Source organism: Paenibacillus sp. P36, assembly GCF_045866505.1.
GTDB classification, from domain to species: Bacteria; Bacillota; Bacilli; order Paenibacillales; family NBRC-103111; genus Paenibacillus_E; species Paenibacillus_E chondroitinus.
On record NZ_AP038372.1, the window covers coordinates 7,927,736 to 7,942,515 of the forward strand.

Annotated in this window: 12 protein-coding genes; 3 read left to right on the forward strand and 9 right to left on the reverse strand. The window is 49.5% G+C overall.

What is annotated here, in order from left to right:
• From ACKTT9_RS34800 to ACKTT9_RS34840, 9 genes are all read right to left on the reverse strand, one after another.
• Entirely contained in the window at nt 1-1,452 is a 1,452-nt protein-coding gene (locus ACKTT9_RS34800) for a spore germination protein (protein WP_407869598.1), read from the reverse strand.
• Nucleotides 1,449-2,546: an endospore germination permease gene (locus ACKTT9_RS34805; protein ID WP_407869599.1), complete on the reverse strand. Its 1,098-nt coding sequence runs from the start codon at nt 2,544-2,546 to the stop codon at nt 1,449-1,451. The genes ACKTT9_RS34800 and ACKTT9_RS34805 overlap by 4 nt, the downstream gene beginning before the upstream one ends.
• A 129-nt stretch (nt 2,547-2,675) precedes the next feature.
• Complete coding sequence (helD, locus tag ACKTT9_RS34810) at nt 2,676-4,970, reverse strand: RNA polymerase recycling motor HelD (RefSeq protein WP_407869600.1); 2,295 nt, start codon at nt 4,968-4,970, stop codon at nt 2,676-2,678.
• Between the two features lie 16 nt (nt 4,971-4,986).
• Nucleotides 4,987-5,958, reverse strand: coding sequence for an ATP-binding cassette domain-containing protein (locus ACKTT9_RS34815; protein WP_407869601.1), 972 nt, complete (start codon nt 5,956-5,958; stop codon nt 4,987-4,989).
• A 32-nt stretch (nt 5,959-5,990) separates the two neighbouring features.
• Nucleotides 5,991-6,782, reverse strand: coding sequence for an ABC transporter permease (locus tag ACKTT9_RS34820; RefSeq protein ID WP_407869602.1), 792 nt, complete (start codon nt 6,780-6,782; stop codon nt 5,991-5,993).
• A complete protein-coding gene (locus ACKTT9_RS34825; RefSeq protein ID WP_407869603.1) occupies nt 6,779-7,555 on the reverse strand; it encodes an ABC transporter permease in 777 nt (258 codons plus the stop codon). Before ACKTT9_RS34825 ends, ACKTT9_RS34820 begins: the two co-directional genes overlap by 4 nt.
• Nucleotides 7,556-7,728: 173 nt before the next feature.
• Nucleotides 7,729-9,753, reverse strand: a complete 2,025-nt coding sequence (locus ACKTT9_RS34830) for an LTA synthase family protein (protein ID WP_407869604.1) — start codon at nt 9,751-9,753, stop codon at nt 7,729-7,731.
• A gap of 97 nt (nt 9,754-9,850) precedes the next feature.
• A complete protein-coding gene (locus ACKTT9_RS34835; RefSeq protein ID WP_315953070.1) occupies nt 9,851-10,180 on the reverse strand; it encodes a cytochrome c in 330 nt (109 codons plus the stop codon).
• Nucleotides 10,181-10,466: 286 nt separating this feature from the next.
• On the reverse strand, nt 10,467-11,978 hold the full coding sequence (locus ACKTT9_RS34840; RefSeq protein ID WP_407869605.1) for an alpha-N-arabinofuranosidase: 1,512 nt from the start codon (nt 11,976-11,978) through the stop codon (nt 10,467-10,469).
• 182 nt (nt 11,979-12,160) lie between these two features.
• On the opposite strand from ACKTT9_RS34840, the gene ACKTT9_RS34845 reads away from it, so the two are divergent.
• The 3 genes from ACKTT9_RS34845 (at nt 12,161) to ACKTT9_RS34855 (ending at nt 14,756) form a co-directional block, all read left to right on the forward strand.
• A complete protein-coding gene (locus ACKTT9_RS34845; protein WP_407869606.1) occupies nt 12,161-13,066 on the forward strand; it encodes an ArsR/SmtB family transcription factor in 906 nt (301 codons plus the stop codon).
• Nucleotides 13,067-13,177: 111 nt separating this feature from the next.
• Nucleotides 13,178-13,420: a hypothetical protein gene (locus tag ACKTT9_RS34850; protein WP_407869607.1), complete on the forward strand. Its 243-nt coding sequence runs from the start codon at nt 13,178-13,180 to the stop codon at nt 13,418-13,420.
• 136 nt (nt 13,421-13,556) lie between these two features.
• The gene (locus tag ACKTT9_RS34855; protein WP_157317725.1) at nt 13,557-14,756 is read left to right on the forward strand and encodes an MFS transporter; all 1,200 of its coding nucleotides are present in this window, start codon (nt 13,557-13,559) and stop codon (nt 14,754-14,756) included.
• Nucleotides 14,757-14,780 lie beyond the last annotated feature (24 nt).

Genomic DNA, 14,780 nt, shown 5'->3' on the forward strand with positions numbered 1-14,780 from the left:
TCATTGAGGATCCTCACTCTGACGTGTATCATCCTTTGGGCTTAGCATCTTTGGCCTGCTCTTCATACTGCTGAAAGGCTTAGCGAAAATCGCCGTAATCATTTCCCTGAAGCGAGGTGGCGACAAAGGTGAGAAGTACGGAACACCGAATGACTCTAAGGTCGACATGTATAAAACAAGCCCGATCAGCGACACCATGAACCCATAGATGCCAAAAACCGTCGATTCCAATAAGATAATTACCCGCAAAATCGTCACGATCCCGGCAAGTGTCTGGTTCACGAGGGTATACATAGCTATCGTCGATATCGAAGTTATAACGAGGGTCGTCGGGCTGGTAATTCCAGAACGAATCGCCGCGTCGCCAACAATCAGCCCCCCAACAACAGTAACGGTTTGTCCGACAACTTTTGGCAGCCTCGCACCGGCTTCTCGAAACAATTCAAACAGCAGCAGCATAATGATAAAATCCATAGGACCCGATAACGGTAATCCCAGTCTGGAAGAGGAAATGGTAGCGACTAAAGAAAAAGGGATTTGATCGATATTAAAGGCGGACAACGAAATCCAGAAACCTGGAAGAAGCGTTGCAACGATCAGTCCTCCTAAACGAAGCACACGTTCAAACGCTACATAATAAAAGGGAGTGTGCACATCTTCCGGTGATTTTAAAATATACATGAGATTCGCCGGAGCAATGAGGGCCATTGGTGAGCCGTCACAGAGGATAACGAATCGTCCACGGAGCAAGCTATCGGCTACATAATCAGGTCTTCCCGCATAATCCAGCAAGGGAAAGAAATTGTATTTTTGCCCCGATAGCAGCTCTTCCAATTGCGCACTGGAAATTACAGCATCAATATCAATTTCTTGCAATCGGCGCCTGGCATCCTGAAGCACATCCGAATCGATAACATCATCGATATACATAAGTGCTACGGTAGTGTGGCTGCGCTTGCCAATTTCCATTTTCTCGCAGCAAAGACTGCGGGTTAACAGCCTTTTGCGAATCAGAGCGATGTTGGTAATGATGCTCTCCGTGAACCCATCCCTGGGTCCTTTAATGGAAGTCTCCGTATTGGATTCTTCCGGCGACCGGTTAGGCGGATTGGACAAATCAAGCCCAAAAAGGCGCTGCTGCTCTTCAAAATACATAATCAAAAACCCTGAATATAGATTGACTGTCATCGTTTCCATCACATCAGGTCCAGTCATCTCCAGCATTTGAAGCAGTGTAGGGAGCGCGAAATTGGACATGCCCCCTTCCCGGTGATGTGAGATGACATATTGAAGGTTAGGAAGTACACGCTGCTCAATATGATCCTTATTAATCATACCGTCGCAATACATGAGCAGGATCTTTGTACTGGCATCCCCTTCTGAGAACAGGTACTCTTTAATGATGACATCAGCCGACGAGGCAAACCAATCTCGCAATTCTCGCTCGTTCACTTCATCACGTTCTCCTTTCGCCTCATCGGCAGGAAGATCAGCACAAGCAGCACCAGGATTAATCCTGCACCAGTAACAAACATCATCGGGTAATACCAGTCCTGAATAAAATTCACCATTTGATTGTCCGTGACCGGCACAAGACACATCGTAACGAAAAACAAGCTTATCCCTATCAGCAGCCATGTGCGGGTACGTTTCTTTTGGATCATCAACACGTCAATGGTGAGAAACATCAGCATGGACATACGGATACATGCGCCCGATATCCACTGAAAAATCGATAAAAAATCCAAATGGGAAATATATTTCCCAAGCGTCACCATACGCCATTGTTCAAAAGCCGGATACCTGAGTTGATCTGCTTCAAACGGTCCAAAAATCGCAATGGCCCCCATTAAGGGTCCTACGGTTAGACCGACTAAACAAATTGCAACGATGACCAAGGCACGCAGCCGGATACGGGTATCAGCATGATGCTGGAGAAAAACAATACTTAACAGCTCAAACGAAGAACCGCTGGTTAAATACATCGATTTCAGCGCAGGTCCGTAGCCGTGGGTAAATAAAGGCGTCAGTAAGCTGTAGTCTTTGTATTGAAAATTGGCGCCCATTACAAAATACCCCAGCAAGACAACAACGGGGAGTAGAATGCCCGAAGTTATCGCGATGGCGCGCATGCCTTCACGGGCAGCAAAAAAGCAAAAAATCATAAACGCTAGCGAAATCATGATCGGTGGGGTCCTGGGCAAATAGGAGATGTGCGTCCAAGTTACCATATCCTCCATGGTAATGGTGGCATGCGTCATGGCGATGCCAATGACGATCACTTTTAGAAAGAATACAACGAACTTTCCATATCTCTGTTCGACCCAGAGCAGTAAATTTTGCTGCTTGGAGCGTTTGATGATGACATACACGAGACATACCCACAGTAATGTAGGCAAAATCGATAAGCCCGCCCCCACCCAGGAATCACGTTTGCCGTAATGCAGCAGGACAGGGATTAAGAGCACATGATTCGTTATGGCAATTGATATAATAATGACGTAATACAACTGAAGTGCAGTAACCTTGCGATAACGTGCAGCCATGAAGTAATCTCCCACTTTGGTATGAGGTGGAAACTTTTTATTTGTTAAGTTTTCCAATCCATGTGGAATTATGCAAATAAAAAACCGCCCCTCGATTTCTCGAAGAGCGGTATCTTGACTTTAAACTTTCTAATTTTGCGGGAGAAAGGGTGTCAGTTCACCTAGATAGATCACATCCAGGTGATGCAGCGCACGGGTGCAAGCCGTGTAAAACAGCTTGCGCTCCTTCGCCTCCGCGTAGACAGCCGCACCGGCATCGTAGAGAATCACGGCGTCGAACTCTAGCCCTTTGGCGAGGTACGCCGGCATGATCATGACGCCTGCCTCATAGTGCAGCGTCTCCTTCGTGATCCGCGCGAGGCCTGGCAGCAGCGGCTTAAGAGCTGCGTGCGCGGCTTCCGTCTCGCGCTCGGTTTTGCACAAGATCGCGACGGAGCTCGCACCGCCGTGCTGACGGGTCAGCGCCGTATCCGCGACCAAGCGGCTGAGCTCGGCCGCGTTCGCCGCGCGCAGCAGACGCGGCTCCTCGCCGCTGCGGCTGAACGGCTCGATCGGCTCGCCGAACGGGAGCACGCGGCTGGCGAATTCGACGATTTCGCGCGTCGAGCGGTAGCTTTTGACGAGACGGATCGTCTCCGTCTCCTCCTCTTTCATCAGCTCGCTGATCGAGCTGTACTCATTCTTAGGGCCGCCTGCGTCATTAGCGGCGTTCGCATGCGTGAAGATCCCTTGGTTCCAGTCGCCAAGCAAGGTAAATCGGGCGCGCGGGAACAGCTTCTTGAGATACGCGTAGTGGAATGGCGAGTAGTCCTGCGCCTCATCCACCAAGCAGTAGCGGATCGTTCCAACGCGCAGCTGCCCTTCAACAAGCCCCTTCAGATACACAAGCGGTGTCGCATCTTCGTAATGCAAAATCCCTTGTTCCAAGGCAGCCGAGGTAAAAGAGCTAATGCTCGCCCAAGCCTCGGGAAGCTGCTGGCCGGCCTGCGCCATCAGTTCCTGATGCAGTTCTGTACTCGTATACAGATCCCGATACATGCCGAGCACGTCGACATAAGCAAGGTTGCGTGCCTTCTCCTTCAGGGGAGCGATCGCTTTATGCGCCTTCATTTTGCTCATCTTCTTCATCTCGGGCTCTGTACCTACATATTTGGGCTCGCGCACCATTTTGCGATAGAAACGTTTCTGCGCATCCGCTTGGATCTCATCCAGCTTCTCCAGCAACCACTCGGACAATTGCTCCATCCGTTCTCCGAGCGCAAGAATCGAGGTTTTGCTGTAGAACCGTTCGCTTAACTCTTCTGCGGTAATCAGTACCTTCTTGCCGACCGACAGATCGAGGAAGCGTATTCCGCCATGCTTCAGTTTCTCGCCATAAGCTTCAATGACGCTGAGGAAGGCTGCCGATGTTTTGTACATGATGCTTTGCTGCCTTGCTTTATAGGCTGGATCTTGCTCTGTCCCGGTCAGAATGAATTCCAGCTGATCGTAGGGATCTTCCAGCTTCAAGCCCGTATCGCTTAATTTATGGGTTAAATAATCTTGAAAGGTCGTCTGCTGCATGGTCGCTTCGCCCAGCTCCGGAAGAACGTGCGAAACGTAATCGCTGAACAGGGAGTTCGGCGAGAACAAAATCATATTATCGGCGCTGAGCGTCGTCCGGTATTTATAGAGCAAATACGCGATGCGCTGCAGCGCGACCGAGGTTTTGCCGCTGCCGGCCGCGCCCTGCACGACAAGCACCTTGTGCCGGTCATCGCGGATGATCTGATTCTGCTCGCGCTGAATCGTCGTCACGATGCTATGCATTTTCTCGTCGGCGCTGCGGCTAAGCATCTTCTGCAACATCTCGTCGCCGATCGAGATCCCGGTGTCGAACACATCCTGCAGCTCACCGGCTTTGATGATGTACTGGCGTTTGAGCAACAGCTCCCCGCTGACATCCATCTCCGGCGTGTGGTACGTGGCCGGCCCCGGCGGGTAGTCATAGAATAAGCTGGCTATCGGTGCGCGCCAGTCATAGATAAGTATCTCATCCGTTTTCGGATCAATGAAGGAGGTGAGACCAATGTAGATTTTCTCGCGTTCCTGTTCACCGCGTTCCTGAAAATCGATACGCGCAAAATACGGCGCATCAACGACACGCTGCAGTTTGTACAACGCATCCTGCGCCACCTGAAAGCTGCGCTTCTGACCCATCAGCACATGCTCCTGCTGGGCCATACTCGCGGCTGTCTCGATTACGTCGTCGGCATTGTCCGCATTAACGGATATATCGTCCCAGAAGCTGCGTCCAATCTCCGTTACTTCCGAGCGGCGTTGATCCACCGTCTCCCCCAAGTCAATAATTCGCTCTTTAATTTGGGAGCGTACCGAGGCCACCCGCTGATCTTCCCGCTCCCGCTCTTCTTTATCAATTGGCATTTATTCTCCCTCCTGCCTATTTGTATACCCCATGGATGACTTCTTCAAACTCAGGCTCTTCCATATGTACATCGTCCATATCGCCCCATAGACTGACCAATCGCAGGACATCCATCGCTTTCAGTTCCTGGCGATTACAGGCGATCGTCAGCACGTTCGCCTCCTGTTCCACTACGCGGAACGGCAGCTCCCAGCTCTCCGGCACTTGGACATCCCCTCGATACGTGATCTTCATCATCGTCGGCAAACCGATTCTGTCTCTTAGTGTATCCAGCGAGCCGTCATATCCGATCTGGCCGTGATTAATCACGATCACCCTTTTACATAACTGCTCGATATCATCCATGTCGTGCGTCGTCAGCAAAATCGTTTTCCCAAACTCCTGGTTTAACGTCTGCAGGAAGCTGCGTATATTCTTTTTGGCTACAACATCCAGCCCAATGGTAGGCTCATCAAGGAACAAAATATCCGGGTCATGCAGCATGGATGCCGCCAAATCAGCACGCATCCGCTGACCGAGCGAAAGCTTGCGAACCGGCATATCCATCAGTTCTTTAAGCTCCAGGAGTTCATTCAACTCGTCTAGCCTGCGGCGTGAGGTGCTCTCTTCCACGCGATACATCGCTGTTAGAATTTCATACGAATCCTTAACCGGCAAATCCCACCATAGCTGGCTTCGCTGCCCGAACACGACGCCAAGCTTGCCTACGACGCGCCTTCGGTGTTTTTGCGGACTTAAGCCATGGATCAACACTTCACCCGATGTGGGATGGAGGATGCCGGTCAGCATTTTGATGGTCGTTGATTTTCCTGCACCATTAGGTCCAATATACCCGACGAACTCGCCGGATTCAATCTCAAAGCTGAGATCTCGCACCGCTTCCTTTTCTTTATAAGCCCGCGAGAACAAGGTGCGGATACCTGAGAATCTGCCTTCTTGGATAACCGGGGTTTGAAACGTTTTGCGCAAATTCGTGACCGTGATCATGTTGATGCCTTCCCTCCTTGTTATTAACGATATTAACTACCTGTACTCTGATAGCGGGATAAGCCCAGCTTCCAAAATCGCATAGCCAGCCAGAGCGCAACCCAAGCGACGCCCACGGTTCCCAGCAGCATGACGATACCGCCTTCATGTCGCAACAAATATAAGGCGGGTATGTAGTTCACGAAGCCAACCGGCACAAGCACCAGAAGAGCGCCTTGCAGCCATTTCGGATATAACGTAAGCGGATAGCGAGCCGCCGTATGTGAGGCGTCTTCCGTCATATTTTGTAAGGACTCAATGCGGGTCAGCCAAAAGCCCGCAGCCGCCGTAGCCAGCCCGATTGCGAATAAAATAACCGCTCCCGTACAAATCATTAATGCCGTTAACGGTATGGCCGACCACTCGATTTGCCCTTTGGCCATCAGCACTCGCATGGAAATGACTAGAAGGACGATGCCCTGCCCGATTTCAGCGAAGAGCACCCGGGAGTTTTGCGTCATCAGCGCCAGCAGCACCGGGACAGGGCGAATCAATAACGCGTCCAGATCGCCGGATACGAGATACTTTTCCAGGTGATGCACATCCGAAGCCAGCGTACGGTAAATCGCTTTGGAGATCATCATGACACCATAGAGATAACAGACTTCATACAGCGTCCAACCTTTGATATCGCCGAACCGCATCATAACCAGCGCCACCATCAGAAATTCTGAAACTTGTATGCATGACGCCATGGCCACCGAGAAAAGAAAGTTAAACTTATACTGCATCCGGCTGCGCAAACTCGCCTTGATCAACAGGAGATAGAGCTTAACTGACATCATCCTCCTTGCACCTCCAGCTTTCTTCGCACCGCATGCGTAACGGCCAGACAGACACAAGTAAACCCGATGCCCCATAGAAGAGCTCCGAGCACAATCGTGCCTTGTTCAAATTGCATATAAATTCGAGTTGGATAATAGAGAAGGTACGGATAAGGTGTAAAACCGCTTATGGTGCGAAGCCAACCCGGCAGCCATTCGAGCGGTATGAAAAATCCGGAGAGCAGCATGCTGAAAGAGTAGTTCAACCAGTACAACCAACGGGATTCCGTAGTCCATAAAGCGGCGATGCCAATCAAATAGTTCATGCAAATGGAGATATAAGCAGCTGCAACCAGCGCAATCGCCGTCCAGCCGTAAACGGAAGCCTTCTGTGGAAGCTGTAAGGAGAAAATAAACATATAGAGGACGTAAATCGGGATAAATTTATACAGAAACTGATACCATACTTGGCCCCACTCCCTGCTCATAGCCTGATAGAACAAGTGAACCGGTCTCATGAGATCAACCGCAATCTGGCCTGTGCGCACCGACTGTTCGAGTCCCAGTCCGTTCGTTGTAAACTGCGTAATCCACAGGACCGCCTGGTTAAAAGCAATGTAGCTGACCATCCCTTTGGCTCCGTAGTCGCCGAGCGAGGAGTCGCTCCCGAGTCCGGACCAGATACTTGCATAAATGAAGCCAAACACTGCACTGACGGCATTGTGGAGCAAATGCGAACCGCGATATTGCAAATTCCTTGCGTATGCCTTACGGGCTAAAACCGCGAAAAGCATCGTACACCTCCTATGTTTTTTCGTGCAAAAAAAACGATTTTCCACTGCAGCCGCAGCGTAGAGACGGAGTTCCATATTACCAAAATTCCCCACGGTATGGCAATCTTTTTTTTTCATACAAAAAGAAGCAACCCCAGAGTCATCACCTGACTGCGGGATTGCTTCTATATCTTTTACTGCGCGCTCACAGGCTTAGCTTCCGGAGGACTGCCGCTATCCCCTTCAGCCCGAAGTTTCGTATCAGGGTTATCAAACTCGGCATTGTAACTAGGCTGCGAGGCCTTCGTTAAATAATCATGATCAAGGTATCCGGCCAAATACTGCTTACCGAAAAGGAGATCGTATTGGACGTTCCTGTAATCGTCAATAAGTGCTTTAGCAGAATCAGGCGCCTGCGCATGAAGCGTTTGGTCTGGTTCCACAACCAGATTACTTAACAATCCAGGTACTTGGGCGGCTATTTCCGCGTTCAATGCGAAGTTAGCCGGTTTCTCCATGTGCAGCATATCGAGCACGTGAGAACCTAAGAAGGAATCGCTAAGCAATGGGATATCTTGTTTGGGCATATCGAAATTCGACCAAGTCACCAGTGGAATGCTGTGCATTTTCTTGATTTCATCCAGTGACCAATCATTGGCATTGCTTGTTGAGATGAACCCGGCTTCTTTGTACACTTGGTAGTCGAGGCCAAGCATCGGCAGATGGTCCCCATAGAAGACGATCATCGTTGGTTCATCCGAATTTTGATAATGATCGATCAGCATTTTCAGACTTTGATCCGCATCATGCGCACCCTGCGTGTAAGTTTCCAAAATCGTTTTGGCTTGCGGCGTTAAATTGCCTTCCGCCTTGAATTGATTCTCACCGTACCGCGGATCATCGTAGGGTCCGTGGTTTTGCATCGTAACCGTGTAGATAAACATCGGATCTTCCGTTTTATCCACTTCATCGATAATGTTTCGAGACACCTCGGCATCCGAGATGAAGTAACCCTTCGTCTCCGGATTCACGAAATGCTCGCTGCTTTTGAAAGATTCAAAGCCAAGCTGTTTATAAACGGAGTTACGATCCCAGAACCAGCCTTCGTAGGAGTGAATCCCCATGCTTTTATAACCCTGACCGGCAAAATAACTTGCTAAACTTGGCACAGGTTTACTTACATATTGCTGATATGGGATAGATCCCCCCGGCAAGAAGCTCATAGAATTACCAGTAAGTACTTCGAACTCTACGTTGCTTGTTCCCCCACCGAATTGAGGAGACAACAAGTAACCGGAAGTCGACTCTTTCTGCAAACGATGGATCGTAGGCAGCGGGTCTTCACTAAATTTGACATTCGTCAGCAACGTCGGGTCCCAGAATGCCTCGCTCATAATGAAGATAACGTTCGGCTTCTTCCCTTGCAGATCAACGGACGCCTTTTTCATAGTTGGCTGTGTTTGCGAGACTTGCTCAATATTCGCCGCTACAGCTCCAATAGCTTCATTGCTGTAGGTTTCCGGCTTTTGAACGATGGAGTTTTTGACATTGAGTGTAAAAGCGAGTGCCGTACCATTATTCGCGTAATTTTCTTGCTGGTTCCATACAATTTCATTCACACCGATATGGTCCAGGATTTTGCCTGCTAATGGTGTTTTGATCCCAAAAGCATATAAGGCATAGAGCGAAAACAACCCTAAACCAATTCTTGAGATAATAGAAATCGTGGCACGCGGAATAATCCATCTTAATGAAAGTACTACAATAATTGAAGCAGCGATGGCTCCGATTCTGATCAGAGCGGCTTTACCCGTCACGAGCGAAGCGATATCCATGCTTTCTTTGTTAAGCAAAATATCCCACGGGAAGAACGGCTCCCCGATCATAGTCACCTTCATGTAAGAAATTAATGCCATTAGGCCGAGAAGTAAGGTCGAGATGGCTCCTGAGATCGCCAAAGATCCAACCAAAGCATAGATAAAAATGAGCAAACAAAAGGTGATTCCTGCGTTTAATAAAAAAAGTGATTGATTGTTGGTTATCCAATCCATCGTATTATGCAGCGAGCCGCGCTCGAGCAGCTCCATGCCGGCTACTGATAATACAGGTAATAAAATTAAAAAAAGTACTAACGAAATCGTCGCACCCAGTCGTTGTGGTCTCATCTTCTTATTCGGCTTCTTGCGAAGACGGCTCCGGGGCTTCAAATTCAAGTGCATCTTGCATCACTCTCCTCTTGCCCCTATTGTAAACCCCAATTGTGAAGAAAATATGTAGATAACCTTAAAGGAACCTTAGGATACCCATTTATTCCCTTTACTTGAGACCTGCCAACCATGCAGCCAACACCTTCAATTCCTCTTCTTTGAGCGCGACTTGGAACGGCGGCATCCCGCCACCACCCTTTTGGATGCGCTTTATGATCTCATCTTCTGTTAAGCGTTCTCCGACTTTTTGAATGTTGGGGCCTTCTCCGCCCTGTAATTGATTACCATGACAAGAGATACAAAAGTTCTGATAAACCTTATGCGGATCGGCTTGTGCAGGCGTTGTCTGCGCATTATTTGGTTGTTTATTTCCATTTCCGCAGGCCGTCAGTCCCATAGATAAAATGATCGTACTCATCAGCAGCAGCTTTATTTTCATACAGAAACTCCTTAAGGGAAGATTTCCCTCCATCATACCAGAGCATGGCCTGCAAAATAAAGAATTCACCAGTCTGAACGACTGAAAGGCTTCCCACGGGGCTGATTGGTCATAGTATGTGATGCCCGAGGGCGATTTATTTTGTTAAGATGATGCAAAGAACTTTCTTATCTACTAAAAAAAGCTGAAATAGAACAACATAAAGACATGGCAGAAGCACTTACTCCTTCTTACCATGTCTAATTTTTGCAAAGCTATTTGACCGGACTATAGGCCGAGCTCGAGCTTATGCCAACTTCAAACGGATCACGTTCCATGACGCTTTCCCAAGCGTAGCGTGAATTTGGCCGTTTGAGTCCACCGCTGCATTGCCGCCGTTATGCGGTTTCACGCGATCCTGGGCAGTTATCGTATTCGCGGCTTTCAAATCGTCGCTCTCCAGCACGATATGCTGAGTAACTTGGCAAGCGCCGAAGCTGCGAAGATCCAACTCCAACGGCAGCGCCTCAGCCAAATGACGGTTAACCGCGAAGATCGTTACTTCCGACTTCTCTTCATTATGAACAGCAACGGCCTCCAAATAAGGCACATCGGTATAATCCTTGGCATCATATTTAGGCGATTTAATGAGAGGCACGAGAACTGTTCCACGCCCGAATAAGCTTGCATGCATATAAGGATAATAAATCGTTTGCTTCCATGCGGCTCCGCCGTTCGCCGTCATAATTGGCGCAATAACGTTGACGAGTTGGGCTAAACAAGCCATTTTCACACGATCCGCACGCTTCAGCATGGAAATCAGCATACAACCCACGAGGAGCGCATCCTCATGATTATAAATGTCCTCGAGCTGCGGCGGTGCAATGGACCATGGTTCGATTTTGCGGTCTGCTTCATTAGAATGGTACCAGACATTCCACTCGTCAAAGGAAAGATTGATTTTCTTTTTGCCGCGTTTTTTGGCCTGAACATAGTCAGCTGTTGAAATAACCGTATTAATGAAACGATCCATGCCCATGGATTGCGCCAGGAAATTCGCTGAATCTTTATCGCGATTCCCGTAATATTGATGCAGCGAAATATAATCAACATGATTATAAGTATGCTCAAGCACAGTCGCTTCCCATTCCGGGAACGTCGCCATGGTTAGACTCGAACTGCCGCAAGCGACCAGCTCAATCGAAGGATCCACCCACTTCATGACTTTCGCTGTTTCGCAGGCTGTACGGCCGTACTCTGCAGCTGTTTTGGCTCCAGTTTGCCAAGGACCGTCCATTTCATTGCCCAAGCACCAGGTTTTGATGTTATGAGGCGCCTGATAGCCATGAGAAATCCGCAAATCGCTCCAGTATGTACCGCCTTGGATATTGGAATATTCAATAATATCTCTAGCCTCATCCGGTCCGCGAGTTCCCAGGTTCACCGCCATCATGGCTTCGGTGTTCGCTTTGCGGCACCAATCCATAAATTCGTTAAGTCCTACCAAGTTGGGTTCAATTGTGCGCCAAGCAAGATCTAATCTTCTCTTACGCTGCTCAATCGGCCCAATACCGTCCTCCCAATTGTAACCGGATACAAAGTTACCGCCCGGGTAACGAACGATAGGTACATCCAGTCCTTTGACCAATTCCAAAACGTCGGCACGAAACCCTTGCTCGTCAGCCTGCGGATGTCCCGGTTCATAAATGCCCCCATAGACAGCGCGTCCCAAATGCTCAATAAACGAGCCGTAAATACGGGAATCCACTTCTCCGATTTTAAAATCTTTGTCAACAATCATGCTTGCTTTCATAGACATTTCCGTCACCTCATCGTATAATTAATAAAAATATAAATCAGTTAATACAATCATTATGTCATTGACTCTATTAAACAATAATCAGTGCTTGATTTCAAGACTTTCTTTGCGAATGTTTTGGATTTATATTTATATGAATCAGACAAAATTATGAATCGATAGGAATAGAGGAGATTTGTATCATGATACATGCATCAACAGACCGCAAATGGCTGCCGCTCTATGAAGCTTTGGCCAGCGATGTGCGGCTTCAGATATTGGACTTGCTGGCTGAACAAGAGATGAACGTGAAGGAGTTAGCTCAGACGCTCGGCTTAAGCAGCGCCATCGTGACCATGCACGTGAAGAAGCTGGAGGCCGGCGGCCTGATTCACACGGCGTTAGTACGCAAACAAGGCGGCACGCACAAAATGTGCACGCTTGCGGTTTCGCGTGTCGAGATCCAGCTGCCGCAGCAGGACGAGCCGAAGCGCGTGTTCGATGAGGTGTCCATTCCCATCGGACATTACACGCGCTTTGAAGTGCAGCCTACGTGCGGTCTCGCTACGGCCGATCATACGATCGGGCAGTACGACGATCCGCGCTATTTTCTTGAACCTGAGCGCATGCATGCGAAGATTCTCTGGTTCGGGAGCGGCTTCGTCGAGTACCGCATTCCGAATTATTTGCTCCCCAGTCAGACGCTGGAGGAGATTGAGATTTCGCTGGAGCTTGGCTCGGAAGCGCCAGGCATTGCCGAGAATTGGCCGTCGGACATTCATTTCTATGTCAACGACACGCTGCTCGGCTATTGGACGAGCCCCGGCGATTCGGGGCAAGGCCGCGGGCATTACACCCCTAGTTGGTGGCCGGACTCTATCAACCAATACGGTTGGTTGAAGGTGATTCGGATCACCGAACAGGGCACCTTCCTTGACGGGCAGCGGCTTTCCGACGTCACGATCAAGGACATCCGCATGTCGCGCAACGAGTGGACATTGCGAATTGAAGTGCCGGAGCATGCGGTGCATGTCGGCGGGCTTACGCTTTACGGTGAAGGCTTCGGGAACTACAACCGGGATATTATTTTCCGCACCTACCGGCGGTAGGGCAGGTGTGCGCGAAAAGCCGCGGGCAGCTAATTCTGTCAGCCTCAAGGCATATATGGGGCTCTCTGGCAATACAGTAAGGTAAATCACTGCGAGGGAGTTGATCTTTCGATGCCAGAGCAAGAAAATGCGCCCGTACTAAGCGTCAAGGATTGGATGATTACCATTCTGCTGATGGCCATACCGATTGTGAATATCGTCTTGTTATTCGTGTGGGCTTTCAGCAAAAATGAAAACCCGTCGAAATCGAATTATGCCAAAGCCAGCCTAATTTGGGCGGCTATCGGTCTCGTGCTCTATCTCATTTTCGTAGTCATCCTATTCGGAACCGTGATGTCCAGTTTAAATACATAGAATACCTATCTTGCAGCTATCCCTCATCAGGCGTTCCCATCCGCTTAGGGATAGCCTTTTTTATTTTGAACCGAGCAATAAATGGCATCGAAGTGAAGTATGCTATACTGGAAAAAAAAGAAAAGGAGCCTCTCTGATGCCTGCACCCTTACATTGGAAAAAGTCACTATGGATATTATGGGGGGCTAACTTTTCCATCATGTGCGGAATGAACCTTATTCTTCCGTTTCTGCCCTTATACGTTGGACAACTTGGGGTTCACGAGGTTAGCGATGTCGTGCGCTGGACAGGCTGGATTGTTGCCGCTCAATTCATCACCTCATTTCTAACGCAGCCTCTCTGGGGAGCCATCGCAGATCGCCGCGGCCGCAAAATCATGCTGCTTCGGGCCGGGTTCGGCATGGCTGTTGTGACAGCCTTGATGGGAATCGTCACAGAGCCCTGGCAGCTGCTTGCGCTTCGGCTGCTGAACGGCTTCTTCTCCGGTTTCATCTCCATGGCGGTCTCCCTGCAAGCATCGGTGACACCCCCGGAGCATTCCGGGAAATCACTCGGCACGTTGCAAACTGGCTCAATCGCCGGATCACTTGTCGGCCCTTTGATCGGCGGGTTGCTTGCTGGTATGATCGGTTATAGCCACATCTTTTTTGTTACCGGCGGTCTCATGCTCTGCGCCAGCCTCATTGTGATGATTTTCGTTCATGAGGAGCGCAAAGCCCCCGCTCAGAAAAAAGTGCGCCAGCGTACAGAATGGCGCCTGTTTCGACCGCTGCTGCCGGTCTTTGCCGCTTCGCTGATTACGCAAATCGGGATGATGAGCATCGAGCCGATCGTGACGGTCTATGCCAAGACGATTTACTTCGGCAATCATTTGGAGCTGTTCGCAGGTTTAATCGTGGCGATTACGGGTATCGCCAACTTGTTTGGCGCGCCATCCTTAGGGAGGCTTGGCGACCGTATCGGCCAACGCAAGCTACTCGTCATCGCCTTGTCGATGGCGGCACTCGCCTTTATTCCGCAGGCTTTCGCCACCAGCATGACAATGCTGCTAATTGGCAGGTTCCTGCTGGGGCTGTTCATCGGAGGCATGATTCCTTCCCTGAACGTACTGGTTTTGAAGCTCGCCCCCACTCAAATTCAGGGAACGGCCTACGGCTTTAACACATCTTCGCTGTTTCTCGGCAATCTGATCGGCCCCTTGCTTGGCAGTCATTTTGCAGCAGCGTATGGGTTTAAGTCGGTGTTCTATATCACCATGGGTATCCTGCTGCTCTGTGCGATGTTCGTGTACTTGAACCGCAGCCTGGAGACCTTGCGCCAGACGAATTCGGCGTAGCTTTTCCAAATTTTACTTATTGAT

Coding starts and splice junctions, on each gene's coding strand:
- ACKTT9_RS34845 (WP_407869606.1), top strand. CDS start 12,161: ATGATACATGCATCAACAGACCGCAAATGGCTGCCGCTCTATGAAGCT.
- ACKTT9_RS34840 (WP_407869605.1), bottom strand. CDS start 11,978: ATGTCTATGAAAGCAAGCATGATTGTTGACAAAGATTTTAAAATCGGA.
- ACKTT9_RS34850 (WP_407869607.1), top strand. CDS start 13,178: ATGCCAGAGCAAGAAAATGCGCCCGTACTAAGCGTCAAGGATTGGATG.
- ACKTT9_RS34815 (WP_407869601.1), bottom strand. CDS start 5,958: ATGATCACGGTCACGAATTTGCGCAAAACGTTTCAAACCCCGGTTATC.
- ACKTT9_RS34825 (WP_407869603.1), bottom strand. CDS start 7,555: ATGCTTTTCGCGGTTTTAGCCCGTAAGGCATACGCAAGGAATTTGCAA.
- ACKTT9_RS34820 (WP_407869602.1), bottom strand. CDS start 6,782: ATGATGTCAGTTAAGCTCTATCTCCTGTTGATCAAGGCGAGTTTGCGC.
- helD (WP_407869600.1), bottom strand. CDS start 4,970: ATGCCAATTGATAAAGAAGAGCGGGAGCGGGAAGATCAGCGGGTGGCC.
- ACKTT9_RS34855 (WP_157317725.1), top strand. CDS start 13,557: ATGCCTGCACCCTTACATTGGAAAAAGTCACTATGGATATTATGGGGG.
- ACKTT9_RS34835 (WP_315953070.1), bottom strand. CDS start 10,180: ATGAAAATAAAGCTGCTGCTGATGAGTACGATCATTTTATCTATGGGA.
- ACKTT9_RS34830 (WP_407869604.1), bottom strand. CDS start 9,753: ATGCACTTGAATTTGAAGCCCCGGAGCCGTCTTCGCAAGAAGCCGAAT.
- ACKTT9_RS34805 (WP_407869599.1), bottom strand. CDS start 2,546: ATGGCTGCACGTTATCGCAAGGTTACTGCACTTCAGTTGTATTACGTC.